The organism is Streptomyces sp. NPDC097619, from assembly GCF_040302735.1.
GTDB lineage: Bacteria > Actinomycetota > Actinomycetes > Streptomycetales > Streptomycetaceae > Streptomyces.
In genome coordinates this window covers 53092-76976 of record NZ_JBEOSD010000017.1, presented here as the reverse complement: position 1 = coordinate 76976, position 23885 = coordinate 53092, and the positions used below count along the sequence as shown (strand labels likewise).

The following is a 23885-nucleotide window of genomic DNA, read 5'->3' as shown; positions in this document are numbered from 1 at the left end:
TGGGTGTAGCTCAGTTGGTAGAGCACCTGGTTGTGGTCCAGGTGGCCGCGGGTTCAAGTCCCGTCACTCACCCTGTACGAAGGGCCCCGGTCCGCGGAAGCGGACCGGGGCCCTTCGCGTCGTCCGGGACCGGACCGCCGGGCCGGACCGCCGGAGCGGGCCGAACCCCGGCGACGGCCGGGCCGGGCTCAGCTGGACTCGCGGACCACCAGGTGGGTGGGGAGCACGATCCGGGGGCGGTCGATGGGGGCGGCCGGGCCGCGGGCGATCTGCTCCAGCAGGACCCGCGCCATGGTGCGGCCCATCTCCTCCACCGGCTGGCGGACGCTGGTGAGGGCCGGATCCATGTGCCGGGCCACCACCGAGTCGTCGAAGCCGACCAGGGCCACGTCCTCCGGTATCCGGCGCCCCGCCGCCCGCAGGACCTGCCGGGCCCCCGCGGCCATCACGTCCGAGGCGGCGAAGACGGCGTCCAGCCCGGGCCGGCGGGCCAGCAGTTCGGTCATGGCCCGGCGGCCCCCCTCCTCCGTGAAGTCGCCCACCGACATCAGCGCCTCGTCGGGCGCGGCCCCCGCCGCCGCGAGGGCCTGCCGGTAGCCGTCCAGCCGGCACTGGGCCCCGTACACGTCCAGGGGGCCGGTGATGGTGGCTATGGCCCGCCGTCCCCGGTCGAGCAGGTGCCGGACCGCCTCCCGGGCGCCCGCCAGGTTGTCGGAGTCCACGCAGGCGAGGGCCTCGTCGGCGGACCGGCGCCCGCTGATCACGGAGGGGATGCCCAGCTCCTCCAGCAGCTCCGGCAGCGGGTCCCCGGCGTGCACGGAGACCAGCAGCACCCCGTCCACCCGGTCGGCGGCCAGGTACTGGGCCAGTCGGCGGCGCTCCCGGTCCCCGCCCGCGAGGGTGAGCAGCAGCTGCATGTCGGTGTCGGCCAGCTCGGCGCCGACCCCGCGCAGCACGTCGGAGAAGTAGGGCTCGGCGAAGAAGCGGGACTCGGGCTCGGGGACGACGAGGGCGATGGCGTCGGTGCGGTGGGCCGCCAGCGCCCGGGCCGCGCGGTTGGGCACGTACCCCAGCTCGGCCACGGCGGCCTCCACGGCCGCCCTGGTCCGGTCGCTGACCTTGGACGATCCGTTGACGACCCGGGACACGGTGCCGCGGCCGACCCCGGCCCGCGCGGCCACCTCTTCGAGGGTCGGCCGTCCCCCGGCCCCGGACCTGGTCCGGGCCCCCCCGCGCTCACGACCATTCATGGCTTCCTCCCTTCCGGGAACATACCTCTTGACGGCTGTGGGAGCGCTCCCACACTGTGTCACACGACACCCGGCACGTCAGTCCCCCAGGGAGATGTCCATGCGCGTCAGATCAGGTCCCGCCGGTTTCCGCCCGCTGCTCGCGGCCGCCGTGGGCGCCGCCCTCCTCCTCACCGGGTGCGCCTCCGACCCCGAGGGCACCGGAGAGCAGGGCCCCGAGGCCGGGAAGGGCAAGACGGTGCTCACCATCGGCGTCTTCGGCGCCTTCGGGCTCAAGGAGGCGGGCCTGTACGAGGAGTACAGCCGGCTCAACCCGGACGTGGTGATCAAGCAGACCTCGATCGAGCGGAACGAGAACTACTACCCGCAGCTCCTCACGCACCTGGGCACGGGCAGCGGGCTCGCCGACATCCAGGCCGTCGAGCTCGGCAACATCGCCGAGGTGACCTCCACGCAGGCGGACCGGCTGGTGGACCTGAGCAAGGCCCCCGGCGTGGACAAGTCGGCCTACCTGCCCTGGAAGTGGGCGCAGGCGCAGAACCGGGACGGCCGGGTGGTCGGGCTGGGGACCGACATCGGGCCGCAGGGCATCTGCTACCGCAAGGACCTGTTCGCGGCGGCGGGCCTGCCCTCGGACCGGGAGGCGGTCGGGGCGCTGTGGGCCGGGGACTGGGCGAAGTACCTGGAGGTCGGGAAGCGGTACCAGGCCGAGGCCGGCAAGGGGAAGGCGTTCGTGGACTCGGCCTCCGGGGTGCTCGCGGCCGTGACGGGCAGTGCCCCGCTGCGCTTCTACGACGCGGACGGGAAGGTGGTCTACAAGACCAACCCGGCCGTGAAGGGCGCCTTCGACCTGGCGGCCTCCTTCGCCTCGGAGGGGCTGAGCGCGCGGCTCCAGCAGTTCACCCCGTCCTGGGACCAGGGCTTCTCCCGCGGCACCTTCGCCACGGTGTCCTGCCCGGCGTGGATGCTCGGTTACATCCAGGACAAGGCCGGTCCGGCGGGTCAGGGCAAGTGGGACGTGGCGCAGGCGCCGCGGCCGGGTAACTGGGGCGGCTCCTTCCTGGTGGTGCCCAAGGCGGGCAAGAAGACCGAGGAGGCGGCGAAGCTGGCGGCCTGGCTGACCGCTCCGGCGCAGCAGGCCCGGCTGTTCGAGAAGCGGGGCAGCTTCCCCAGCGCGAAGGCGGCGTACGCGCTGCCCGCGGTGTCGGGGGCCACGCACGCGTACTTCGGCGGGGCGCCGATCGGGTCCATCTTCGCGAAGGCGGCCGAGGGGATCCCGGTGCAGCCGGTGGGGCCGAAGGACCTGCTGATCTCGCAGAACCTGGCCGACGTCGGGATGCTCCAGGTGGACCAGAAGGGGCGTTCGGCGGCCCAGGGCTGGGAGGCGGCCATGAAGGCGATCGACAACGCCCTGGACCAGTGAGCCGGTCGTGACGGACGTACCGATGACCGAGGCGGCGCCCGCGGGTGCCGGGGCGGTGCCGCCGGGCGGGGCGGAGGGGGTCCGGGCGCCGGACTCCCCCGCCGGGGCCCGGGGCTCCGGGAAGGCGGGCGCGTGGGCGTCCCGCCGCTACCGGTGGGACCTGCGCTGGAGCCCGTACGCGCTGGTGGCTCCCTTCTTCCTGTTCTTCGCCGCCTTCGGGCTGTTCCCGCTGCTGTACACGGGCTGGGCGGCGCTGCACCAGGTGGAGCTGACCGATCCGAACGCGATGACCTGGGTGGGGGCGCGGAACTTCACCCGGCTGTTGAGCGACGAGTTCTTCTGGAACGCGCTGCGCAACACGGTGACCATCGGGCTGCTGTCCACGGTGCCGCAGCTGGCGGTGGCGCTGTGGCTGGCGCAGTTGCTGAACCACCGGCTGCGCGGGGCCACCTTCTTCCGGGTGGCGGTGCTGACCCCGTACGCCACCTCGGTGGCGGCGGCCACGCTGGTGTTCGTGCTGCTCTTCGGCCGGGACCACGGGATGGTCAACTGGGCACTGGGCCTGGTGGGGTTGGACGCGGTGGACTGGCAGAACGGCACGTTGGCCAGTCAGGCGGCGGTGTCGACCATCGTGATCTGGCGGTGGACGGGCTACAACGCGCTGATCTACCTGGCGGCGATGCAGACGGTGCCGAAGGAGCTGTACGAGTCGGCGGAGCTGGACGGGGCCTCGCGGTGGCAGCAGTTCGTGCACGTGACGGTGCCCTCGCTGCGGCCGACGATCCTGTTCACGATCGTGGTGTCGACGATCGGGGCCACGCAGCTCTTCGGTGAGCCGCTGCTGTTCAACGGCGGGGCCGGGGCCACGGGCGGGGCGGACCACCAGTTCCAGACGCTGGGGCTGTACCTGTACGAGCAGGGGTGGGTGAACCTGCACCTGGGGCGGGCCTCGGCGATCGCCTGGGCGATGTTCCTGATCCTGTTGGTGGTGGGGCTGCTGGCCCGGCTGCTGCGCCGGGGAGGTGAGGTCCGGTGAGCGGGCGCAAGGCGGGCCGGGGCACGTACGTGGTGCTGGCGCTGTTCACGGCGGGGTCGCTGTTCCCGCTGCTGTGGACGGCGGTGGCGGCCTCCCGGAGCAATACGCGGCTGGCGCAGTCCCCGCCGCCGTTCTGGTTCGGCGGGAACCTCTGGAAGAACCTGTCGGTGGCCTGGACCGACGCGAACATGGGCACCGCCCTGCTGAACACGACGCTGGTGGCGGGCACGGTCGCGGCCGGCACGGTGCTCTTCTCGACGCTGGCCGGGTTCGCCTTCGCCCGGCTGCGGTTCCGGGGCCGCAACCGGCTGCTGCTCGTGGTGGTGGCGACCATGATGATCCCGCCGCAGCTGAGCGTGGTCCCGCTGTACATGATGATCGCGAAGCTGTCGTGGACGGACCACCTGCAGGCGGTGGTGCTGCCCGCGCTGGTCTCGGCGTTCGGCGTGTTCTTCATGCGCCAGTTCCTGTCGCAGGCGCTGCCCCCGGAGCTGGTGGAGGCGGCGCGGGTGGACGGGGCGAACACCCTGCGCGTGGTGTGGCACGTGGTGTTCCCGGCGGCCCGGCCCGCGATGGCGGTGCTGGGGATGCTGACCTTCGTGATGGCCTGGAACGACTTCTTCTGGCCGGTCATCGCGTTGACCCAGAACGGCAGTCCGACCGTCCAGGTGGCCCTGACCGGGCTGGGCCGGGGCTACATCCCCGACCAGTCGGTGATCATGGCGGGCGCCCTCCTGGGCACGCTCCCCCTCCTGTTGGTGTTCGTCCTGTTCGGCCGCCAGATCGTGGGCGGCATCATGCAGGGCGCGGTGAAGGGTTGACCAGAGTGACGCATTCTCCTGAGGCCCCGGTCGCGCCGGCGGCGGTGTCCGCCGGGGAGCCGGTGGTGTTCCCGCCGGGGTTCCTGTGGGGCGCGGCGACGGCCGCGCACCAGATCGAGGGGGCGGCCGCGGAGCGGTTGCCCTCGGTGTGGGACACCTTCGCGGCGGTGCCGGGCAAGGTGCTGGGCGGGGACACCGGTGAGGTCGCGGCCGACCACTTCCACCGTTGGCGGGAGGACGTCCGGCTGATGGCGGAGCTGGGCCTGGGCTCGTACCGCTTCTCGGTGTCGTGGCCGCGGGTGCTGGCCGTCGGCACGGGCTTCTACGAGCGGCTGGTGGACGCCCTGCTGGAGGCGGGGATCGTGCCCTGCCTGACGCTGTACCACTGGGATCTGCCGCAGCACCTGGAGGACCGGGGCGGCTGGCCGGAGCGGGAGACGGCCTACGCCTTCGCGGAGTACGCGGCGACGGTGGCGGGGGCGCTGGGCGACCGGGTGCGGCTGTGGACCACCCTGAACGAGCCCTGGTGCAGCGCCTTCCTGGGCTACGCCTCGGGGGTGCACGCCCCGGGCCGGACCTCGCCCGCGGACTCGCTGCGGGCCGCGCACCACCTGAACCTGGCGCACGGTCTGGCGGCGGCGGAGCTGCCGGCGGGGGCGCGGGTGGGCATCGCCCTGAACCCGAGCGCGGTCAGGCCGCTGACGGAGTCGGCGGCGGACCTGGACGCGGCGCGGCGGATCGACGCCCTCGCCAACCGGGTGTTCACCGGCCCGCTGCTGCACGGGGGCTATCCGGCGGACCTCCTGGCGGACACCGCGGCGCTGACCGACTGGTCCTTCGTACGGCCCGGGGACGAGGGGCTGATCGCGGGCCGGCCGCTGGACTTCCTGGGGGTGAACTACTACACCCCGGCGGTGGTGTCGGCGCTCCCGGAGGGGGCGGAGGGGCCGCGGGCGGACGGGCACGGGGCCTCGGCGCACTCGCCGTGGCCGGCGGCGGACGGGGTGGCCTTCCACCAGCCGCCCGGGGAGCGCACCGCAATGGGCTGGTCCATCGACCCGACGGGCCTGTACGACCTCTTGGAGCGGTTCGCGGCGGAAGCGCCGGGGCTGCCGCTGATGGTGACGGAGAACGGCGCGGCCTTCGGGCCGGAGCTGGAGGATCCGGAGCGGATCGCCTACCTGCGGTCCCACCTGGCGGCGGTGCACCGGGCGATCGCGGCGGGGGTCCCCGTGGAGGGGTACTACCTGTGGTCCCTGATGGACAACTACGAGTGGTCCTACGGGTACAGCAAGCGGTTCGGGATCGTGCACGTGGACTACGGGACGCAGGTGCGGACCCCTCGGGCCAGTGCCCACTGGTACGCGCGGGTGGCCCGGGGCGGCGTGCTGCCGCCGGTCTGATCCGCCGTGCGTCCGGCCCGCGTCCGGCCCGCCTCCGGCGCGGGCCGGGGGCGGGCCGGGGTCAGTCGAGGATGCCCAGGTCGTGGGGGAGCTGGTAGCGGACCGGGTCGTCCGGGAGGAACCAGTGGAAGCCCTCCTCGAAGAAGACGGCGACGGTGTTCACCGCGAGGACCAGGGCGAGGAACCCGATCGCGAAGAGTCCCACGGCGCGGTAGGCGCCGCCGGTGGGCAGGGTGCGGTCGGCGGTGGAGTGCGCGAAGGCAAGGACGAGGCCGACGGCGAGCACGGAGGCCATGAAGAGGATCCACGCCCACACGTACAGGTGCAGGCCGAAGGCGGTGCTGCCGTACCCCTTGTCCCCGGGCAGGATGTGCAGCATGGTCTGCCGCCAGGAGGCGAAGCCCCCGCAGAGCACGGCCACCAGGGCCATGCCCCAGCCCATCATGTAGTCGCGGCCGGACACCGCGCCCGTCATGCCCTTGCGGATGATGACGACCGCTCCGATCGCGGCGAGCAGCATGAACATGCGCTGGACGATGCACAGCGGGCAGGGGTACTCCCACTTCACGAACTGATAGTAGAGCCCGCCGCAGACCACCCCCGTCCAGCCGACGGCGAAGAAGCACGCGAACCAGTACTGGACCCGGCCCAGCAGGCCGCCCTCGATGGGGGCCGCGTCGGGGAGGATGCTGTTCATCGCGGCCATGGTCAGTAGCTCAGGTCCAGGGCGAGCCCGCTGGTGATGTGGTGGGCCATCAGCAGCAGGACCGCGACGAGCATGACGAACCAGGCGCCCAGCACGATCATCCTGGACGACTGCCGGTACGTGGCCAGCAGGGTGGCGAGGATGCCGCCGAAGATAAGGGTGTCCATGGGCCCGGACGGTACCGATATCCGGACATGACGGACACGAGGCGCGCCCAGCCCGGCGGCCCCCTCACACCCCGGACCTCCTGCGCCGCCGGTCCGTCCCGCGCCGCCCGCGGCCCCGGCGGCCCGCGGCGGGAGAGCCCTCCCGGCCGGCCGTCCCGATCCACAGCCGGACCTCGGTGCCGCCCAGCACCGACCGGCCGATCCGCACGTCCCCGCCGGTGGACTCCGCCACCCGCCGCACGATGTCCAGACCCAGCCCCGTGGACCCGTCCCGGCCCCCGTCGTTGCCGCGCCGCAGGGCCGCGTCCGGGTCGGCGATCCCGGCGCCCGCGTCGGAGACCAGCACGATCACCGCGTCCCCCGCGTCGTGCACGTCCACCGCGAAGGCGGTGCCCTCCGGGGTGTGCCGGAAGACGTTGCCCAGCAGGGCGTCCAGGGCCGCCGCCAGCTCGGCACGGGCCACCGGGATCCGCACCACCCGGTCCACCCCGGCGGTGCGCACCTCCCGCCCCTCGTCCTCCGCCAGCGCCGACCAGAAGCCCATCCGCTCCCGAATCACCTCGGAGGCGTCGCAGCCCCCGGACGGGACGGGCCGTCCCGGCTGCCCGCGCTGCTCCCGGGCGGTCCGGATGACCGCGTCCACCTCCCGCTCCAACTGCTCCACGGCCGCCCGGGTCTGCTCGACCGCGGGCCCCTCCCCGAGGGAGGCGGCGTTCAACCGGAGCACGGTGAGCGGGGTGCGCAACCGGTGCGAGAGGTCCGCGGCGAGCTCCCGCTCGTTGGCCAGGAGCTCCAGGACCTGGTCGGCCATCGAGTTGAAGGCCGCCGCGGCCGACCGCAGCTCCCGCGGCCCCTCCTCGGGCACCCGCTCCCCCAGCCGGCCCTCCCCGAACTGCTGCGCCGCCCGGGCCAACCGCTCGGCGGGCCGGGTCAGCCGGACCCCGAGCCGGTCCGCCACCGCCACGGAGCCCACCACCAGGGCCAGGCCCACCCCGGCCAGGACCGCCCAGGCGGTGGTGACGCCGTTGCCCAGCTCGGCCTCGGGCACGTACACCTCGACCACCGCGATCCCGCCGGAGCCGATCGCCGTGGGCTGGAGCAGCACCGAGTCCCCGCCCGCGGTGCCCAGGGTGGTGGCCCGACCCATCCGCCGGGTGTCCGCGACGGCCGCCGTCCCCGCCCAACCGGTGCCGATGTCCACCGGCCCGCTGCCGGGCACCCCGGCCGCCGGGTCGGCGGGGACGGCGGGCACGTGGACGGCCATCCGCCCGGCCGCGCCCATGGACGTGGCCGCCACCGCGCGGGCCAACTGCTGCCGGTCGGTGGTGATGGTGAGGGTGGGGCCGATCGCGGCGGCCTGCCGTTCGGCGTTGGACAGGGCCCGGTCCCGGGCCATCTCCCGCACCACCAGCCCCAGCGGTACCGCGAAGGCCACGACCACCATCACGGTGACCGCCAGGCAGACCCGTACCAGCGCCCATCTCACGGGCGGCTCATCTCGGCGGCTCCAGCTTCACCCCGACCCCGCGCAGGGTGTGCAGGTAGCGGGGGTTCGCGGCGGTCTCGCCGAGCTTGCGACGCAGCCAGGACAGGTGCACGTCGATGGTCTGGTCGTCCCCGTAGGACTGCCGCCACACCTCCGCCAGCAGCTCCCGGCGCGGCACCACCACCCCCGGGCGGCCCGCGAGGAAGGCCAGCAGGTCGAACTCCCGCCGGGTCAGGTCCAGTACGGCACCGTCCAGTTCGGCGGTCCGGCGCAGCGGATCGATCGCGAGCCCGCCGACCCGCAGCACCCGCGAGGGCGGCACCCCGCCCGCAGCGGCCCGGCTGCGGCGCAGCACGGCGGCCATCCGCGCCGACAGGTGCTCCACGGAGAAGGGCTTGGTGAGGTAGTCGTCGGCACCGTCGTTGAGGAGCCGGACGATCTCGGTCTCGTCGTCCCGGGCGGTGGCCACGATCACGGGGACGTCCGTGATCCCCCGCAGCATCTTCAGGGCCTCCGCCCCGTCCAGGTCCGGCAGTCCGAGATCGAGGATGACCAGGTCGAAACGGTGGTGGGCGACCTCGCGGAGCGCCTCCAGGGCCGTGCCCACGCTGCGCACGGTGTGCGCGGCCTCGGTCAGGTGCCGGATGAGGGCGGAACGCACGAACTGGTCGTCCTCGACCACGAGCACACTTGCCATGGGCCGCACCGTACGCCATCCGGCCGATCCCGGAGCATCCGAACGGGTGATTGGAGGCTCCCGCTCCGGTCCCCGTCCGAGTGGTGCAGGATGTCCACCGATGAGAACCCCGGGCAGTAGAGCACTCGTTCACGCGCTGGCGTGGACCCTGGCCACGGCCGCGGCCGTCACCCTGTCCTGGTGGGGGGTGCGCACCGTGATGTCCGGCACGGCCTACGACCCGCCGCTGGCCGTGCCCCTGTCGGAGCGTCCGCTCGCCTCCTCCACCTTCCGCCCCGTCACCGGGCCCTCGACCGGGGCGGGTACGGGCACCCCCTCGACCCCGCCCCATGCCTCCGGCACCCCGAAGGACGGCCCCACCGCCACGGGCCGGGACGAGCCGTCCGCCGCCCCGTCCGCCCCGGACCGCTCCAACCGGCCGGACCGCGGCCGGTCCGCCCTGAAGGACCGCGACGGCGACGACGGCGAGGGCTCCGGCGACGCGGGCGGCCCGGACGGCTCCGACGGCTCCGGGGTGCGCAGCTACGCCCTCTCCGGGGGCCGGGTGGCCTTCGACCTCGGGGACCGCTCCGCCGAACTGGTCTCCGCGACCCCGGCCGCCGGCTGGCGGATGCAGGTCTGGAAGCAGCCGACCTGGATCCGGGTCACCTTCAGCCGCGGCGGCCGCGAGGTGGACGCCATCTGCAGCTGGCACGACCACGCCCCGCTGGTGCAGGTCCGGGACGAAGCGCCCGAGGACTGAGCGGGAGCGCGCGGCGGCACCGGCGGGACGGTCGGCCCCGCCCGGCGGCGGACCGCCGGGCGGAAGGCGCCCTCAGCGGAAGACGGAGGGCGGCGGGACCGGGGAGGCCGTGGCCGAGGCGTCGGTGACGGGGGCCGCCCCGCCCGTGAAGTCGGCGAGGGCCCGACCGTGCTCCACCCGGCCCGGATGCGGATCGGAGGCCACCCGGCGGGTCAGCTCGGCCACCGGCAGCTCCCGGTCCGCGGCCACCAGCACGGCGTTGCCGAACCGCTTGCCGCGGAAGACCACCGGGTCGGCGGCGAGGGCCAGTTCACCGAACCGGGCGGCCGCCGTGGCCACCTGTCCGCGCAGATGGGCCAGCGGGGGCCCGTCCGCCAGGTTCGCCACGTACCAGCCCGTCGGGGACAGCGCCCGCCGCACCTCGTCCAGGAACTCCACGCTGGTCAGGTGGGCCGGGGTGCGGGCACCGGAGAACACGTCCGCGATCACCAGGTCCGCCCAGCCCTCGGGGACCTTGGCCAGCCCGGCCCGCGCGTCACCGGTACGGACCCGGACGCGGGCCGTCGGGTCCAGCGGCAGGGACTCGCGGACGAAGGCCACCAGCGGGGCGTCGACCTCCACCACCTGCTGCGTCGAGCGCGGCCGGGTGGCCGCGGCGTACCGGGCCAGGGTGAAGGCGCCACCACCGAGGTGCAGCACGTTCAGGGGCTGCCGCGCGGGCGCGCACAGGTCGATGGCGTGGCCGATCCGCCGCTGGTAGGAGAAGTCCAGGTACGTCGGGTCGTCCAGGTCCACGTGCGACTGCGGGGCCCCACCGATCAGCAGGGTGAAGGCGTTCGCGCGTTCCCGGTCCGGGAGCAGCTCGGCGGGACCGCCGTCCACCTCCGCGACGACGGCCTCCGGGGTACCACGTCCGCGCCGCTTGCCCTTCGCCACCCGGCCATTATCCCAGCTCACCCCGGCGGCGCCCGCGGAGGGGGGCGGGGGCCGAACCCGGCACCGGGTACGGCCCCGGCGGCTCAGGCGCAGTTGTCGGCGGCCTCGATCAGGCGGGCCGCCTCACCGAGGGCGGCGCGCAGGACCTCCGGGTCGGTCACCGGGCTGGCGGCCTCCGGCGGCAACAACCAGTCCGAACCCTCCTCCGCCGGCGGCAGGTCGAAGCGCATCCCCCGCCCGGAGGTATGGGTACAGGCGCTGCCCGGCAGGTCCCAGCCGTCCGCGGTGCCCGGCGGCACCAGGAAGCCGAGGGTGTCCCCCGAACAGTCGTGCAGCACCGGACCCACGCCCTCCGCGGCCTCCGCCGTCCGGCGGATGATGTCCACGGCCTCCAGGCCCTGCCGGACGGACACGGTCACCAGGTCGGGGGCCTCCGGGGCACCGGAAGCCGCGCCCGTCCCGCCGTACTGCGTGCTCATGTCCATACCGGCCTCCCTCGGCGAGCGGGGTCCGGCCGCCGCTCCGTACGGGTACAACGCGCGGAACTGTCAACGGGTGCGGCACAACTCAGCCGCAAAGGATGGCAGTTCATGGCGGATCGCGGGTGAGATATCCGTTTTGTAGCCAAACCACGGCCTTACGGGTCTTCACTGGCGGTACGTTCAGCGCGCCGGTCTCCCATGGCACCGGCGGCACTTGGCCAGAGAGGCTGGTCCGATGACGGCGTCACCCAACGACACCTTCCGGAGGCTGCGCGGGAGCCGTTCCCCCGCCGAGTTCGCCGCACTGGTACGGCGGGCCGCCCGGGACATCGGGGAAACGGTGTCCTGCGACGCCCGGTACATCGGTCGGGTCGAGGCCGGAGAGATCCGCTGCCCGAACTACGCGTACGAACGGGTGCTCCTGCACATGTTTCCCGGGCGCACCCTCGCCGACCTGGGCTTCGCCCCCCGAGAATCGGTGCGCGGCCGCGGACCGAACCGTTTCCCCCCGGCCCCCGGAACCACCGCTCCGTCCCCGGCGCGGACCTCCGGGGAGGCGTACCCGCCCCTGTCCGTGCCCCTGTCCGGGTCACTTCCCGTGCCCCTTGCTTCCACCGAGGAGAGCGACGTGCTGCGTCGCGCGTTCATTTCCGGCGGCACCGCCACCGTGGCGGCCGCCTCCCTGGGCTCCCTGGGGTCCCTGGGCTTCACCCTGCCGTACCGCTCCGCCCTCCCCCGCCGCGCCGGCGAAGCCGAGGTCGAGGCCGTGGAGAACGCCGTACGGCAGATCCGGCTGCTCGACGACCGGCACGGGGCGGACGGCCTCTACCGCCGCGCCGCAGAACCCCTGCGCACCGCCTACGCCCTGCTCGACGCGGGCACCGGCCGGCAGTCCACCGCGGACCGGCTGCACGCGGGCGCCGGGGAGCTCGCCATCTCCGTGGGCTGGCTCGCCCACGACTCCGGCCGCTACCCGGAGGCCCGCTCCCACTACGCGGAGGCCCTGGCCACGGCCCGGCTCTCCGGGGACCCGGCCCTGGAGGCCCACGCCTTCTGCAACACCTCCTTCCTGGCCCGGGACTGCGGCCGTCCCCGCGAGGCCGTCCGCGCCGCCCAGGCGGGGCTGCGGGCGGCCCGGCCGGTCGGCTCCGACCGGCTGACCTGCCTGCTGACCCTCCGGGAGGCCGGGGGCTGGGCCTCGCTGGGCGACCGCACCGCCTGCCAGGACGCGCTCGGCCGGGCCCACCACCTGTTCGGGCGGGGGCCAGGGCCGGCCGACCCCGAGTGGATGAGCTTCTTCGGCGAGGCCGAGCTGGAGGCCCAGGAGGCCCGCTGCTGGTCCGCCCTCGGCGAGTACCACCGCGCCGCCCGCCACGCGGGGCGGGCCGCCACCCTCCAGGACCCGCACTTCGCGCGGAACGTCGCCCTCTACACCGCCCAACAGGCCGACGCGCTGGCCCGGGCCGGGGCCCCCGACGAGGCCGCGGCCGCCGCCGGGCGGGTCCTGGACCTCCTCCCCCAGGTGCAGTCCGCCCGGGTCGGGGCCATGCTCGACACGACCACCCACCACCTGGCTCCGCACCGGGGCTCGACGGCGGTGGCGGACTTCCTGACCCGCCGCGTCTGACCGCGAGGAGCGGGGCCGGGATCAGCCCCGCTCACGAGGTCGGGCGTGCCAGGGGACGCGGTGGGCCGACAGGTGCGCCAGCACGGCGTGGTTGGCCTCCCAGCCGTCCGGGAAGCGCACCGCCGCCCCCAACCGCACCGGCTCCGCCGAGGGGTGCTCGTCCAGGAGCTCGGCGATGCCCGCCCGGGCGACGACCACGCACGCCTGCCGGTGCCGCGAGGCGAGCACGCACAACCGACCGGTCTCCAGGTGGAAGGCGGTCGCGTCGGGGCGCCCGGACAGCGGGTGCAGCACGACGGTCAGCTCGTACTCACGGCCCTGGAGCCGGTTGGCGGTGTCCACGGTGACCCCCCGCACGCCCAGTTCGGCGAGGGCGGCGCGCACCGCGGCGGCCTGGTCCCGGTGGGCGGTGCCGACCGCGATCCGGCCGGCGGTCACCGGCGCCGGCTCCGGGGACTGCTCGGAGACGGAGACGGCGCCCCGGCCGAGGGCGCGGGCCACCACCAGGGCCACCGCCCGCACCGCCTCGGGGTCGGTGCGCGGGGCGTGCCCGGCGGGCAGTTCGAGCAGGCCCCAGCCGGACGCGGCGGCCTCGTCGAGGACCCGGTCCGGGCCGGTGCCGTCCCCGGCGGCGGTGAAGGAGAGCCGCCGGTCCCCCTCCGAGGTGCCGCTGCGGAACGGCGTGTGGGGGTAGAAGGCGCCGGAGACCAGCGGCGCGGCCGAGGCCGGCAGCCGCCAGGAGACCGGCAGCCGGTGCGTGGGCAGGTCCGGGTTGTGGGCGAGCAGGGTGGCGACGGCCGAGGCGGCCGGGTCGTGGGAGAGTCCGGCCCACTGGTCGGCGTCGACGGCGCTGAAGGGGTCGAGCTGTCCGGGGTCGCCCACGAACAGGGCCCGTTCGAAGAGCCCCGCGACGGCCAGCAGGGAGTCCGAGCGCATCTGGTACGCCTCGTCCACGATGGCGTGCTCCCAGGGCTCCACCCCCTGGACGTGGGCCCACTTGGCGGCGGTGGAGACCACCACGGGCAGTCCGGTCAGGTCCCCGGGCTTCGCCGAGAGGGTGACGGACCGCAGGCCGAGAAGGGCCTTGTCGTAGGAGTCGGTGTCGCTGCTGTGCAGCCGACCGACGGGCAACTCCGGGTCCTTCTCGGCGAGGCGGAGGACCAGGTCGTCCACCTGGGCGTTGGTCTGCGCCACGATCATCAGGCGGCGGCCCGCCGCGGCCAGTTCCCGGGCGGCGCGGACCACGAGGGTGGACTTGCCGGCTCCGGGCGGGGAGTCCACGACCACGCCGCGGCCGGGGCCGTGCAGGGTGTCGCGGAGGATCCGGTCGGTGGCGAGGGCGGCGGCCGCGCCGGGGTCGGCGGGGAACCCGGGGCCGGCCGTCCCGGCCTCGGTGCGCCCGGCCCCGGCGGGGGCGGTCGGGGGCGGGGTCACAGGAGGTCCTCGTCGGTCACGGGGTCGGTGGGTTCGCCGGCGGTCTCCCCGGGCGGGCCGCCGTGGGTCCATGGGGTGGCGTCCGGTTCGGGCAGTCGCGGACCGGTGCGCGGTTCGTGTTCGAAGAGGGTCCAGCAGACCCGGTCGCCCTTCTCGGGGACGGAGCCGGGCTCGGGTTCGCGGCCGCGGCCCATCCGGTCGATGAGGCGGAGCACGACCTCGCCGAGGTCGCCGGGGCCGGTGTGCTCGTAGGAGACGAGCTCGGCGGTCTGGGCCGAGCCGTCCAGGCCGCGGTACGCCTTGGCCGGCCCGTCGAACCGGGGCAGGTCCTCGGTGACGAGGGTGATCAGGGGGCGGGGCCGGGGACGGGGGGCGTCGGTCCATTCCGGGAGGACTTCGGTGACCTCGCCGACGAAGGCCTCGCCCGCGAGCCGGCGGCCGGCCATGACCAGCGGGTCGTCGAGGGCCTCCTGCGCGTCGAGGCGGGCCTGGTCGGTCTCGCGGGAGCCGAGCTTGCGGGCGGCGGAGACGGCGTCGTCGCGGCGGGGTTGGGGCGGTTCGCCGGCGCGGACCCGGTCGCGGTGGCCGGTGTAGGACCAGCGGTCGCCGGTCCAGCGGCGTTCGGTGCGGGCGCCCGGGGGCAGGGCGCGGACCAGGTCGAGGGCCTGCCAGACGGCGTCCCAGGTGGGGCGGAGCTGGGTGCCGACGAGTGCGTGGACCTCGGCGGCGGCCGCGGCGACGGCGGCCGGGTCGGGGTCGCGGTCGCCGGGGACGCGGGCGGCGTCGTAGCGGGCCATGGCGGGGGCGAGCAGCTTGTTGTCGAAGGCGGGGTCGGTGGCCGGCCCGGCGGGCGGGACGCGCAGCAGGCCGCGGTCGTCGCGGTCGAGTTCGGCGCGGAGGGCCTGTTCGGCTCCGGTGCCGGCGTCGGGGCGGGGGTCGGTCCAAGCGAGCAGGGCGGCCAGGTGCTGGTCCTCCAGGCCGCTCTGGCCGGTGGCCCAGTGCCGGGAGAGCAGGCCGGTGGCGGAGAGCAGGAGGCTGGACCCGGGGGTGCGGGAGCGCTCGGCGTAGTGGGTGAACCAACGGCCGAGCAGCGGGACCCGGGCGGGGGCCGGGTAGGGCGTGTCGGGGTCCTGTTCCGCGGTGCGGCGGAACCGCATGGAGCGGCCGAGGAGGCGTACGTACTCGATGCCGGCGGCGCTGGGGACGACGAGCTGGGGGGCGTCCAGGCACAGCTCGGCGGTGACGCGGGTGCGGGTGCCGGTGGCGGGGTCGGTCTCGTTCCGCTCGACGGGCTCGACGGCGTCGGCGTAGGAGTCCAGGTGCGGCAGGACCTCCTCGGCGAGGTCGGCGAGGAAGGCCCAGCGCAGGTCGCGGTCGCGGGGCTGGGGCACGGTCAGGAGCCGGGGGGCGTCGCGGTCGGTGCCGACGAGCGCGCCGAGGGGGGCGCCGGCCTCGCCGGCGGTGGTGAGCGGTACGAGGACCAGGGGGCGCTCGCCGAGGTGCCGGTGGCGGACGGTGGCCAGGGGGACGGCGCGGCCTTCACGGGCCGCTTCCAGCCGGGCCAGGGTGGTCAGGAGGGACATGGGGCGGTCTCCGTGCGGGGGCGGGGCGGCCGGGCGGCGGCTTCGGCGAGGGCTTCGGCGCGGAGCCGGGCGGCGCGGCGCAGGGCCCGCGCGGTGGGGTCCTCCTCGGCCGGGTCGGCGTCCGCGGGATCGGTGTCCGCGGGCCGCTCGGTGCCGGGGGTCGTGCGCCGCGACGGGCAGGAGTGCGCGGCGGTGAGGGCGGCCTCGACGGTGGTGAGGGTGCCGAGCTCGGCGCGGAGGCCGCGGCCGAGGGCCGTGACGTCCCCGGCCTCGCGGGCCCGGTCGCGGCAGTGGAAGGCCAGCTCGCAGGCGGCGAGGCAGTCCGGGGCGTAGGAGGCGGTGACGGCGGAGACGGCCCGGGTCAGCTCGGGGCGGGGCAGGGCCGGGTCGAAGACGGTGCCCGCGGGGAGGGCTTCGGCCAGTTCCTCGACGCGGACCAGGCGGGCCAGCTGGCGGCGGGTGACGGCGGCCTGCTTGCGGATGTCGACGCCGGCGGCGGTGGGGAGGTTGGAGAAGTCCTTGGGGCAGACCAGCAGGATCCCGTGGTCCACGGCGGCGCCCTCGGTGAGGCCCGCGACCCGCTCCAGGGCGAGGGTGTAGACGGCGGCCTGGCGGGCGGCGGCACCGACCTTGGCGGGGTCGGCGGCGCCGTCGATCATCGGGAAGGACTTGATCTCGACGACGGTCCAGTGGCCGCCGGGCCGGACCACGACGGCGTCGGGCTCCAGGTAGGCGGGGGTGCCCGCCACGTCGAGGACGAGCATCGGGTGGTCGAGCAGGGTCCAGGAGCCCTCCCTGGCCGCCGCGGTGGCCTCCCGGAGGGCGATCTGGGTGCGGGCGAAGCGTCCCTCGGGGCCGGCCGCGGTGAGGTCGGGGACCCGGGCGGCGGGGGCGGGGCCGGCGTCGGCGCCCAGGTGTTCGCGGACCAGGCGCAGCAGCTCGGCCCCGCCCTCGGCCTTGACCCGTGCCTCGAAGGAGTTGCCGCGGACCAGGGCGAACTGGGACTGGCCGTACGAGGAGGGCGAGCCGAGGGCCGCGGCGAGGGCGGTCTTGTCCACGCCGGCGCCGTCCAGCAGGGCCCGTCTGCGACAGCCCGGGTTCGCGGCGAGGGCCGCGAGGGCCCGGGCGTCCAGGGGGCGCGGTGGTACGGCGGGACCGCGCAGCTCAGCGAGCCGCTGCCGGAGTGTCGTCGTCTGCGGTGGTCCGCTGGGCGGGTAGGCGCTCACGCGCGGAAGTCTCCCATCCGCCACTGACAGCCGGGGCCCGTCCGCCCTCGCGCGCCGTCGCGGCCGCGTGCGGGGAGGCCGGTGCGGCGGGAGCGGCGGCGGCGCCGGTCGTGGGTGCGGGACCGGTGCCGGACGCGGCGGCGGGAGCGGTGGGAGCGGTGGGGCGGCCGCCGATCCGGGCGGCGAGGGCGCCGGCGAGGCGGACGGCGCGCGGGGCGGCGAGGTAGCCGATGCCCATGACGGCGGCTCCGGCGACGGCGTCGAGCAGGTAGTGGTTGGCGGTGCCGAGGACCACGAGGACGGTCAGCACCGGGTAGACGATGCCCGCGGCCCGCAGCAGCGGGTGGCGGCCGTGCCGCCAGAGCAGCACCCCGCACCACAGGGCCCAGCCCACGTGCAGGCTGGGCATGGCCGCGTACTGGTTCGTCAGGCCGCCCAGGCCGCGCGGGGCGCTGGCCTCGCCGCCCCACCAGCCGTAGGAGCTGTACTGGGCCATGGTGTCGGTGAAGCCGTGCACCGGGTCGAGGAGTCGGGGCGGGCAGGTGGGCATCAGGGTGAAGCCGACCAGGCCCAGCAGGGTGGAGAGCATCAGCCAGGTGCGGGCCCCCAGGTAGGCGGCCGGGCGGCGCAGGTAGAGCCAGACCAGCACGGCCGGGGTGACCAGGTAGTGCAGGGAGGCGTACGCGAAGTCGGCGGGTATGCCGATCCAGGGTTCCTCGGTGAAGAGCCGGTTCAGCGGGTGCTCCGCGTTGAGGAACAGCAGCTTTTCCAGATCGAGGATCGCCAGGCCGTGATCGACAGCGGTGGACACGTCACCGCGGGCGAGCAGCCGGCCGCCGGAGTAGGCGGCGTACACGACGGCGATGAGCAGGAGCTCCGTCCACCACCGCGGGCGGCGGCGGGCGGGGAGAGAGGGGTCCGCGGGTTCTGGCATACGCCGTAAGACGCCTGAGGCAACCGGAAGGTTGCTTCGCAGTTGTGACAGAAGTGGCCCGACGTTCATCTGCGGGATGATGATCGCGCTGCCCGATTCCGACTCGTACCGGGAGATACCGCATGGCACCCCGCATTCTGCTCGCCCGTCACGGACAGACCGCCTGGTCCCTGTCCGGCCAGCACACCGGGCGGACCGACGTGCCGCTCCTGGAGGAGGGCCGCCGCGGCGCCCGCCTGCTCGGCGACCGGCTGGCCAAACACCCCTGGGACGGCCTGCGCGACCTGGAGGTCCGCACCAGCCCCCTGGTCCGCGCCTCCGAGACCTGCGAACTCGCCGGCTTCGGGGTCCGGGCCGAGCCCTGGGACGCCCTCATGGAATGGGACTACGGCGACTACGAGGGGATGACCCCCGCCGAGATCCACGCCGTCCGGCCCGGCTGGCTGATCTGGCGGGACGGGGCCGCCGGCGGCGAGACCGTCGCCCAGGTCGCGGCCCGCGCCGACGAGGTCGTCGCCTGGGCCCGCGCCGCCGAGCGGGACGTGCTCGTCTTCGCCCACGGCCACATCCTGCGCACCATCGCCGCCCGCTGGCTGGGCATGGAGGCCGCCTTCGGCTCCCGCATCCGGCTCGACCCGACCTCCCTGTCCGTCCTCGGCTGGGCCTACGGCGCCCCCGCCCTGGAGCGCTGGAACGACACCGGCCACCTGGAGGAGTGACGGCGGCGCCGGGGCGCCACCGGCCGCCGCCCGGCCGGCGGGCCCCCGTGCGCACGACCCGTGCGCGGGACCCGTCCGCCCGACCCGGCGCACGGGCCGCGCAGGCGCGTCGGGGTCCCGCGCACCCCCGCGCCGGTCCCGGCCCCCTGCCGTGGTCTTGCGCGGGGCTGGACAATGGAGGACGGCCCGGGACGCCCCGGGCCGTCCGCACGTACGCAGCGAGGAGCCGGAGGACATCCATGCCAGAGCCCGAGAGGACCGAGCGGAGGATGCGGCCCGCGCCGCTGCTCTTCGAGCCCTCGGAAGCCGTCGCCGACCCCGAGCACTTCTTCGACCTGGAGTCCATCGACGACCCCCGGGAGCTGCTCGCCCGCGCCACCGAGCTGACCCTGGCCTTCCGGGCCGCCCAGGACCGGGCGATCGAGTTCCAGGCCGTGGCGGCCGCCCAGCTGGCCGATCCGCGCCGCTTCGACCGGCTGTCCGCCGCGGACATCGCCGACCGCGCCGAGTGGACCGAGGACTACGCCGACAAGATGATCGAGTTCGGCCGCGGCCTGCTGAACGGGGACCGCGACCCCGCCTGAGGCCGCCCGCCCCGCGAGCCGGGGCCGCGGCGGTCCGGGATCGGGCTCGGGGCCGGATCGCGGGGCGGTGACCGGGACCGGGGCCGATCGGGGCCGGCCGCTGCGGGTCCCGGCGGGGGCCGCGCTCCGGCGCCAGTGGCATATGCGGTGCGGAAGATACCGGACCCCGGGGCCGCCCGTCCCGGTTTCCCGCAACTCCCGGCATCCGCGCGAGCACTCCCGGCAACCTTGCGTTCATGAGTTCCTGGGTGCGAGACGAGACGCGCGAAGAGCGGGACACCGACGGCCACCGGGCCCCCCTGGGCGCCTTCGGGCACGGGCCGGGCGGGCTGCTCGCCGCTCCGGTGGACCCCGGCCACGGGCACGCCGCCCGGGTCACGCCGTCCGGTGCCGCCTGGCTCGCCTCCGCCTCCCCCTACCCCCGCAGCACCCTCTCCCTCTGGGAATCGCGCCCCACGGCGCCCGCGGTGCTGCCCTGTGGATCGGCCTTCGACGTCGTGAACGTGCCCGCGGTGTTCGGGCGACGGATGCTGGACCGGCTCTGGGAGGAAGGCCCGGGCTCGGGCCCGGTGGCCGTGCACCGGGGGCGGATGCTGCTGTTCGCCGCCCCCGGCACGGCCCACCGGCTGCCCGCCCTGCTGCACTGGGAGGAGTGGGGCGGGGCCATCCCCAGCCTGCTCTGTCACGGCCGCGGGGACGCCGTGGCCGTACCCGCGCTGCGCCCCGCGGGCGGGGCCGAGGGCCCGGCCCCGTCCCGCTGGCTGGTGGCCCCGGACGGGGGGCAGCCCTGGCTGCCCGGACCGGAGGTCATGCTGTGGGCGTGCGTGCGGGCCGTCCGGGCGGTTTCGGCGGCCGCCGTGCGGGTATCGATTTTTCCTTCCGCCGATCAGAGTGCTAATGTCTTCCACGTCAGCAAGCGCCGCTAGCTCAGTTGGTTAGAGCAGCTGACTCTTAATCAGCGGGTCCGGGGTTCGAGTCCCTGGCGGCGCACAGACGGAAGAAGCCCCCCACAGCGATGTGGGGGGCTTCTTCGTATGCGCGGGGGCGCGCACGGGTCGCTCAGGTCGTGATCTTCACGGTCCAGTCCCCCGACGGGGTGCGGTCCGCCACCTCCACCCGGATCCGCTCCCCCGGCACCGTGAAGGACTCCCCGACCCCGAGCGGCGCGTCCGCCAGCGGCGGGTACACCGACTGCTCCACGCACGCCTCGGTCTCCGGGTGGGTGTCCAGGACCTCGATGGGGCCACCGCCCGAGGCCGCCTCGTTGCGGACCCGGTAGACGAGGACGCCCTCGGTGCAGGTCTCCTCGTCGTTCCCGGCGGAACCCCGCGCCTCGATCGCGATGGCGCTGTTCTCGCCGGTGCGGACCACCGCCAGCCGGGTCCCGCCGCGACTGCCGGGCACGGCGGGCGCGCCCAGCGGCTGCAGGGTGTGCAGGCTGGTCCCGCTCTGCACGCAGTCCACCTGCCCGGCCTCCAGCCAGCCCAGCTTCCACTTGTGCCACGCGAACAGGTCCGGGGACATCCCGAACTGGCTGCCCATGACGTCCCAGTCCCCCACGTGGGTGTCCCAGTCCCCCTTGCCGTCCGAGGGCCGGTGGTAGAGGTCGGGGAGGTCGAAGACGTGCCCGGTCTCGTGGGCGAGGACGTTCCGGTCCGGCGGGTGCTGCTCGAAGACGGTGACGATCCGCCGCAGGTCCGAGCCGTCGGCCCGGAGCGGGCGGTCGAAGTTGACCACCTTGGTGGCGTCGGAGTCCACGCCGGGGGCATCGGGATCGGCCACGAAGTACACGACGTCGTACCGGCTGAAGTCCACCTCGCGGTCCGCGGTCCGCACCGCGTCCCGCAGATAGGCCGCCCGGTCCTCCGGGGCCCAGTCCCGCTTTATCCGGTACGAGGTCGACGGCTCGGGCATGGCCAGCCAGCGCGCCTGCGGGTGCGGCACCAGCCGGAACTTCCCGTACGAGGCGCGTTCGAAGAACCGGCTGGTCTCCGGGAAGTGGTCCGCGGCCAGCTCGGCCGTGCCCGTGCGCGGCACGGCGTCGGGGAAGGACAGGAACACCATCACGGCGTTCAGGGTCCGCACCGGCTTCGGGTAGGCCGCGTTCCAGGTGTCCAGCCCCAGCGAGTGGTGGGCCGAGGTCCGGGCCAGCTCGCAGGGGGCCGGCCCCGGCTCGGCCACCGCGGGTCCCGCGACGAGCGACATGGCGGCGAGGGCCGTGAGGGAGGTGAGCCCCGCCGCGGCACTGCGCATGCGGGAGCTCTCCACTCCCCCGGGTGTCTGCTGTCGCGGCACATGGACCTCCGGTGAGCGTGGCGGGCATCCCCCTCACCTTGTGCCGATACATGGGCAATTGTCCTGTTCCAGTGCCCCACCTGAGTGAGCGGACGGTCACGCCACTGACCCTCCGGAAGATCACGGAACGTCACATGCGATCAGCCGGGGACCCGACCCGCTCAGAGCCGCGCAGGGTGTAGCCGAAAACTGTCGTACACCCGTCCGTACCCGCCCGACCCCCGTCACGGATACCGGCGGCGCGGCTGGATAGCCCCTCCCGGCTGGCTCTATGATCGGCACACTTTCCTGCTCCGACACCGGGAGAAAGCCGTGAGCGGAACTCCGGAAGGGACCGGACCGGCGGCCGAGGGGAACCGGCCGGTCACCACGCAGCGTCACCCCGACGGCGCCGACGCCCCCCGTCAGCACCCCGAGCACACCGACCGCACCGCGAGCCCCCGGCCCACCGGACCACCCGGCTCCGCCGCCGGACCCGGACCCCGGGACTACCGCGCCGCCTTCGACGCCGCCCACCTCGCCATGGCCGTCATCGACCGCGAGGGCCTGGTCGTCGCCGCCAACCGGGCCCTGGGCGCCCTGCTGGGCGCCGAACCGGAGGCCCTCACCGGCCGGTCCGCCGCCGATCTGGTGGACCTGGCCGCCGAGGCCCGCACCTGGCAGGCGTACCTGGAAGTGCTCCGGGGCCGCCAGGCCAAGCTGCGCTGCACCCGGCGACTGCGCCACCCGGAGGGCCACTCCCTCTGGACCGAGATCACCCTCGGCCCCGTGCCCGGCACCCCCGACGTGCTGCTGTCCGTGGCCGACATCAGCGACCGCCGCGACCTCCAGGCCCGGCTCCGCCACCTCCAGATGCACGATCCGGTGACCCGGCTGCCCAACCGCGCCCTGTTCTTCGAACGCCTCTCCGCGGCCCTGGAGTCCTCCGCGTACGAGCACGGCGGCACCGGCCGGATCGGCCTGTGCTACCTGGACCTCGACGGGTTCAAGGCCGTCAACGACACCCTGGGGCACCGGGTCGGGGACCGGCTGCTGACCGCGGTGGCCGCCCGGCTCACCACCTGCGCCGACCAGGCCGGGGACACCGGCGGCCGGCGCGGCGGCGGCCATCTGGTGGCCCGGCTCGGCGGGGACGAGTTCGCCCTGCTCGTGGAGGACTCCACCGGCACCGAGCAACTGGCCGAGTTGGCCCGCTCGGTGCTCGCCGCGGTGCAGGAGCCCTTCGACCTGGCCGGGCAGCGCCTGTCGGTGTCCGCCTCGATCGGTGTGGTGGAGCGCACCGCGGACGGGGCCACCGCCACCGGGCTGATGCAGATGGCGGACACCACCCTGTACTGGGCCAAGGCCGACGGGAAGGCCCGCTGGACCCTCTTCGACCCCGAGCGCAACGCCCACCGGATGACCCGGCAGGCCCTGGCCTCCACCCTCAGGCCGGCCGTGGAACGCGGGGAGTTCCATCTGGAGTACCAGCCGCTGGTGGACCTGGAGAGCGGGGTGGTGCGCGGGGTGGAGGCCCTGGTCCGCTGGCACCACCCGCAGTTCGGACAGTTGCCGCCGAATCGGTTCATCGGAATTGCGGAAGAAGACGGCTCCATCGTGCCGTTGGGCCGCTGGGTGCTGCGCGCGGCCTGCCGTCAGGCCCGCCGCTGGCAACTGGAACACCCGGCGCGCGAGCCGGTGTTCGTGAGCGTGAACGTGGCCGTCCGGCAGGTGTGGGACTCGGACCTGGTGCGGGACGTGGCCACGATCCTCGCCGAGACCGGGCTCGCCGCGGAGCTGCTCCAACTGGAGCTGACGGAGTCCGCGGTGATGGGTTCGACGGGCCGCCCGCTCCAGGCCCTCCAGGAGCTGCGGGACATGGGGGTGCGCATCGCCATCGACGACTTCGGGACCGGCTACTCGAACCTGGCCTACCTGAGCAGGCTGCCGGTGTCGGTGCTGAAGTTGGACGGCTCCTTCGTGCGGGGCTTCCGCTACGAGGAGGGCTCGCACCCGAACCCGGCCGACGAGACCATCGTCGAGGCCCTCGTGCAGCTGGCCCACCGGTTGGGGCTCACCGTGACCGCGGAGTGCGTGGAGACCGCGGGCCAGGCGGCCCGGCTGCGCCGGGTGGGCTGTGACACCGGGCAGGGTTGGTTGTACTCGCGGGCGGTGGCCCCGGAGCGGATCTCGGAGATGATCGGCGAACAGGCGGGCGCCCCGGCCCTCGGATCCTGAGGATCCGGGGGCCGGGGCGCCGGGCGCGCGGTCCGGGGAGCGGTCCCGGGAGCGGGGTCCGCCCCGCACCCCCGGTCACGGGGTGCGGGGCGGTCCGTCGCTCGGCGCGCGGTGGGG

At 75.1% G+C, this 23885-nt stretch carries 22 protein-coding genes and 2 tRNA genes; 12 read left to right on the top strand and 12 right to left on the bottom strand.

The window, feature by feature from the left end; genetic code table 11:
- A tRNA-His gene (locus tag ABTZ17_RS07585) sits at positions 1–72 on the top strand.
- 116 nt (positions 73–188) lie between these two features.
- On the opposite strand, the gene ABTZ17_RS07580 is transcribed toward ABTZ17_RS07585, so the two are convergent.
- Positions 189–1250, bottom strand: a complete 1062-nt coding sequence (locus tag ABTZ17_RS07580; protein ID WP_352194577.1) for a LacI family DNA-binding transcriptional regulator — start codon at positions 1248–1250, stop codon at positions 189–191.
- Between the two features lie 94 nt (positions 1251–1344).
- Here ABTZ17_RS07580 and ABTZ17_RS07575 point away from each other — a divergent pair, with 94 nt between their 5' ends.
- The 4 genes from ABTZ17_RS07575 to ABTZ17_RS07560 are packed head-to-tail and all read left to right on the top strand — an operon-like array spanning position 1345 to position 5933.
- On the top strand, positions 1345–2673 hold the full coding sequence (locus ABTZ17_RS07575; RefSeq protein WP_502994617.1) for an ABC transporter substrate-binding protein: 1329 nt from the start codon (positions 1345–1347) through the stop codon (positions 2671–2673).
- 22 nt (positions 2674–2695) lie between these two features.
- Positions 2696–3709 (top strand): carbohydrate ABC transporter permease, encoded by a 1014-nt coding sequence (locus ABTZ17_RS07570; RefSeq protein ID WP_502994619.1) that lies wholly within the window; start codon positions 2696–2698, stop codon positions 3707–3709.
- On the top strand, positions 3706–4530 hold the full coding sequence (locus ABTZ17_RS07565) for a carbohydrate ABC transporter permease (protein WP_352194574.1): 825 nt from the start codon (positions 3706–3708) through the stop codon (positions 4528–4530). Before ABTZ17_RS07570 ends, ABTZ17_RS07565 begins: the two co-directional genes overlap by 4 nt.
- Before the next feature lie 44 nt (positions 4531–4574).
- A complete protein-coding gene (locus ABTZ17_RS07560) occupies positions 4575–5933 on the top strand; it encodes a GH1 family beta-glucosidase (RefSeq protein WP_352194587.1) in 1359 nt (452 codons plus the stop codon).
- 61 nt (positions 5934–5994) lie between these two features.
- Here the strand turns inward: ABTZ17_RS07560 and ABTZ17_RS07555 are convergent, their stop codons facing one another.
- From ABTZ17_RS07555 to ABTZ17_RS07540, 4 genes are all read right to left on the bottom strand, one after another.
- The gene (locus ABTZ17_RS07555; protein WP_352194573.1) at positions 5995–6630 is read right to left on the bottom strand and encodes a disulfide bond formation protein B; all 636 of its coding nucleotides are present in this window, start codon (positions 6628–6630) and stop codon (positions 5995–5997) included.
- Positions 6631–6641: 11 nt separating this feature from the next.
- Entirely contained in the window at positions 6642–6806 is a 165-nt protein-coding gene (locus tag ABTZ17_RS07550) for a DUF5993 family protein (RefSeq protein ID WP_352194572.1), read from the bottom strand.
- A 64-nt stretch (positions 6807–6870) separates the two neighbouring features.
- Positions 6871–8292 (bottom strand): sensor histidine kinase, encoded by a 1422-nt coding sequence (locus tag ABTZ17_RS07545; protein ID WP_352194571.1) that lies wholly within the window; start codon positions 8290–8292, stop codon positions 6871–6873.
- 7 nt (positions 8293–8299) lie between these two features.
- Positions 8300–8989, bottom strand: a complete 690-nt coding sequence (locus ABTZ17_RS07540; protein ID WP_352194570.1) for a response regulator transcription factor — start codon at positions 8987–8989, stop codon at positions 8300–8302.
- A 100-nt stretch (positions 8990–9089) separates the two neighbouring features.
- On the opposite strand from ABTZ17_RS07540, the gene ABTZ17_RS07535 reads away from it, so the two are divergent.
- On the top strand, positions 9090–9731 hold the full coding sequence (locus ABTZ17_RS07535; protein WP_352194569.1) for a hypothetical protein: 642 nt from the start codon (positions 9090–9092) through the stop codon (positions 9729–9731).
- Positions 9732–9803: 72 nt separating this feature from the next.
- Here ABTZ17_RS07535 and ABTZ17_RS07530 read toward each other — a convergent pair whose 3' ends face one another.
- Both ABTZ17_RS07530 and ABTZ17_RS07525 read right to left on the bottom strand, forming a co-directional pair.
- On the bottom strand, positions 9804–10667 hold the full coding sequence (locus ABTZ17_RS07530) for a spermidine synthase (RefSeq protein WP_352194568.1): 864 nt from the start codon (positions 10665–10667) through the stop codon (positions 9804–9806).
- Between the two features lie 83 nt (positions 10668–10750).
- Positions 10751–11152, bottom strand: a complete 402-nt coding sequence (locus ABTZ17_RS07525) for a hypothetical protein (RefSeq protein ID WP_352194567.1) — start codon at positions 11150–11152, stop codon at positions 10751–10753.
- Positions 11153–11384: 232 nt separating this feature from the next.
- Between ABTZ17_RS07525 and ABTZ17_RS07520 the strand changes: the two genes are divergently transcribed.
- A complete protein-coding gene (locus ABTZ17_RS07520) occupies positions 11385–12776 on the top strand; it encodes an NsdA family TPR-like regulatory protein (RefSeq protein ID WP_352194566.1) in 1392 nt (463 codons plus the stop codon).
- Positions 12777–12797: 21 nt separating this feature from the next.
- Here ABTZ17_RS07520 and ABTZ17_RS07515 read toward each other — a convergent pair whose 3' ends face one another.
- The 4 genes from ABTZ17_RS07515 to ABTZ17_RS07500 are packed head-to-tail and all read right to left on the bottom strand — an operon-like array spanning position 12798 to position 17953.
- Complete coding sequence (locus ABTZ17_RS07515) at positions 12798–14210, bottom strand: AAA domain-containing protein (protein ID WP_502994616.1); 1413 nt, start codon at positions 14208–14210, stop codon at positions 12798–12800.
- Positions 14207–15793 carry a hypothetical protein gene (locus ABTZ17_RS07510; RefSeq protein ID WP_352194565.1) on the bottom strand — a complete coding sequence of 529 codons (1587 nt, stop codon included), beginning with the start codon at positions 15791–15793 and terminating at the stop codon, positions 14207–14209. Before ABTZ17_RS07510 ends, ABTZ17_RS07515 begins: the two co-directional genes overlap by 4 nt.
- On the bottom strand, positions 15781–17019 hold the full coding sequence (locus ABTZ17_RS07505) for a hypothetical protein (protein WP_352194564.1): 1239 nt from the start codon (positions 17017–17019) through the stop codon (positions 15781–15783). Before ABTZ17_RS07505 ends, ABTZ17_RS07510 begins: the two co-directional genes overlap by 13 nt.
- Complete coding sequence (locus ABTZ17_RS07500) at positions 16958–17953, bottom strand: phosphatase PAP2 family protein (RefSeq protein WP_352194563.1); 996 nt, start codon at positions 17951–17953, stop codon at positions 16958–16960. The genes ABTZ17_RS07505 and ABTZ17_RS07500 overlap by 62 nt, the downstream gene beginning before the upstream one ends.
- 122 nt (positions 17954–18075) lie before the next feature.
- Between ABTZ17_RS07500 and ABTZ17_RS07495 the strand changes: the two genes are divergently transcribed.
- The 4 genes from ABTZ17_RS07495 to ABTZ17_RS07480 all read left to right on the top strand — a co-directional run bounded on the left by ABTZ17_RS07495 (position 18076) and on the right by ABTZ17_RS07480 (position 20246).
- Positions 18076–18672, top strand: coding sequence for a histidine phosphatase family protein (locus tag ABTZ17_RS07495; protein WP_352194562.1), 597 nt, complete (start codon positions 18076–18078; stop codon positions 18670–18672).
- 239 nt (positions 18673–18911) lie between these two features.
- Positions 18912–19256, top strand: coding sequence for a DUF8844 domain-containing protein (locus ABTZ17_RS07490; protein ID WP_352194561.1), 345 nt, complete (start codon positions 18912–18914; stop codon positions 19254–19256).
- A gap of 236 nt (positions 19257–19492) precedes the next feature.
- Positions 19493–20182 (top strand): bifunctional DNA primase/polymerase, encoded by a 690-nt coding sequence (locus ABTZ17_RS07485; protein WP_352194560.1) that lies wholly within the window; start codon positions 19493–19495, stop codon positions 20180–20182.
- Positions 20173–20246, top strand: a tRNA-Lys gene (locus tag ABTZ17_RS07480). Before ABTZ17_RS07485 ends, ABTZ17_RS07480 begins: the two co-directional genes overlap by 10 nt.
- Before the next feature lie 69 nt (positions 20247–20315).
- Here ABTZ17_RS07480 and ABTZ17_RS07475 read toward each other — a convergent pair.
- The gene (locus ABTZ17_RS07475) at positions 20316–21509 is read right to left on the bottom strand and encodes a M6 family metalloprotease domain-containing protein (protein ID WP_502994615.1); all 1194 of its coding nucleotides are present in this window, start codon (positions 21507–21509) and stop codon (positions 20316–20318) included.
- Between the two features lie 354 nt (positions 21510–21863).
- On the opposite strand from ABTZ17_RS07475, the gene ABTZ17_RS07470 reads away from it, so the two are divergent.
- The gene (locus ABTZ17_RS07470; RefSeq protein ID WP_352194558.1) at positions 21864–23768 is read left to right on the top strand and encodes a putative bifunctional diguanylate cyclase/phosphodiesterase; all 1905 of its coding nucleotides are present in this window, start codon (positions 21864–21866) and stop codon (positions 23766–23768) included.
- Positions 23769–23885: the final 117 nt, after the last annotated feature.

Excerpts from the sequence above, each read along its gene's own strand:
- ABTZ17_RS07520 (WP_352194566.1), top strand. The coding sequence starts at position 11,385 with ATGACGGCGTCACCCAACGACACCTTCCGGAGGCTGCGCGGGAGCCGT.
- ABTZ17_RS07490 (WP_352194561.1), top strand. The coding sequence starts at position 18,912 with ATGCCAGAGCCCGAGAGGACCGAGCGGAGGATGCGGCCCGCGCCGCTG.
- ABTZ17_RS07500 (WP_352194563.1), bottom strand. The coding sequence starts at position 17,953 with ATGCCAGAACCCGCGGACCCCTCTCTCCCCGCCCGCCGCCGCCCGCGG.
- ABTZ17_RS07570 (WP_502994619.1), top strand. The coding sequence starts at position 2,696 with ATGACCGAGGCGGCGCCCGCGGGTGCCGGGGCGGTGCCGCCGGGCGGG.
- ABTZ17_RS07540 (WP_352194570.1), bottom strand. The coding sequence starts at position 8,989 with ATGGCAAGTGTGCTCGTGGTCGAGGACGACCAGTTCGTGCGTTCCGCC.
- ABTZ17_RS07525 (WP_352194567.1), bottom strand. The coding sequence starts at position 11,152 with ATGGACATGAGCACGCAGTACGGCGGGACGGGCGCGGCTTCCGGTGCC.
- ABTZ17_RS07510 (WP_352194565.1), bottom strand. The coding sequence starts at position 15,793 with ATGTCCCTCCTGACCACCCTGGCCCGGCTGGAAGCGGCCCGTGAAGGC.
- ABTZ17_RS07580 (WP_352194577.1), bottom strand. The coding sequence starts at position 1,250 with ATGAATGGTCGTGAGCGCGGGGGGGCCCGGACCAGGTCCGGGGCCGGG.
- ABTZ17_RS07475 (WP_502994615.1), bottom strand. The coding sequence starts at position 21,509 with ATGCGCAGTGCCGCGGCGGGGCTCACCTCCCTCACGGCCCTCGCCGCC.
- ABTZ17_RS07575 (WP_502994617.1), top strand. The coding sequence starts at position 1,345 with ATGTCCATGCGCGTCAGATCAGGTCCCGCCGGTTTCCGCCCGCTGCTC.
- ABTZ17_RS07550 (WP_352194572.1), bottom strand. The coding sequence starts at position 6,806 with ATGGACACCCTTATCTTCGGCGGCATCCTCGCCACCCTGCTGGCCACG.
- ABTZ17_RS07495 (WP_352194562.1), top strand. The coding sequence starts at position 18,076 with ATGGCACCCCGCATTCTGCTCGCCCGTCACGGACAGACCGCCTGGTCC.
- ABTZ17_RS07535 (WP_352194569.1), top strand. The coding sequence starts at position 9,090 with ATGAGAACCCCGGGCAGTAGAGCACTCGTTCACGCGCTGGCGTGGACC.
- ABTZ17_RS07485 (WP_352194560.1), top strand. The coding sequence starts at position 19,493 with ATGAGTTCCTGGGTGCGAGACGAGACGCGCGAAGAGCGGGACACCGAC.
- ABTZ17_RS07555 (WP_352194573.1), bottom strand. The coding sequence starts at position 6,630 with ATGAACAGCATCCTCCCCGACGCGGCCCCCATCGAGGGCGGCCTGCTG.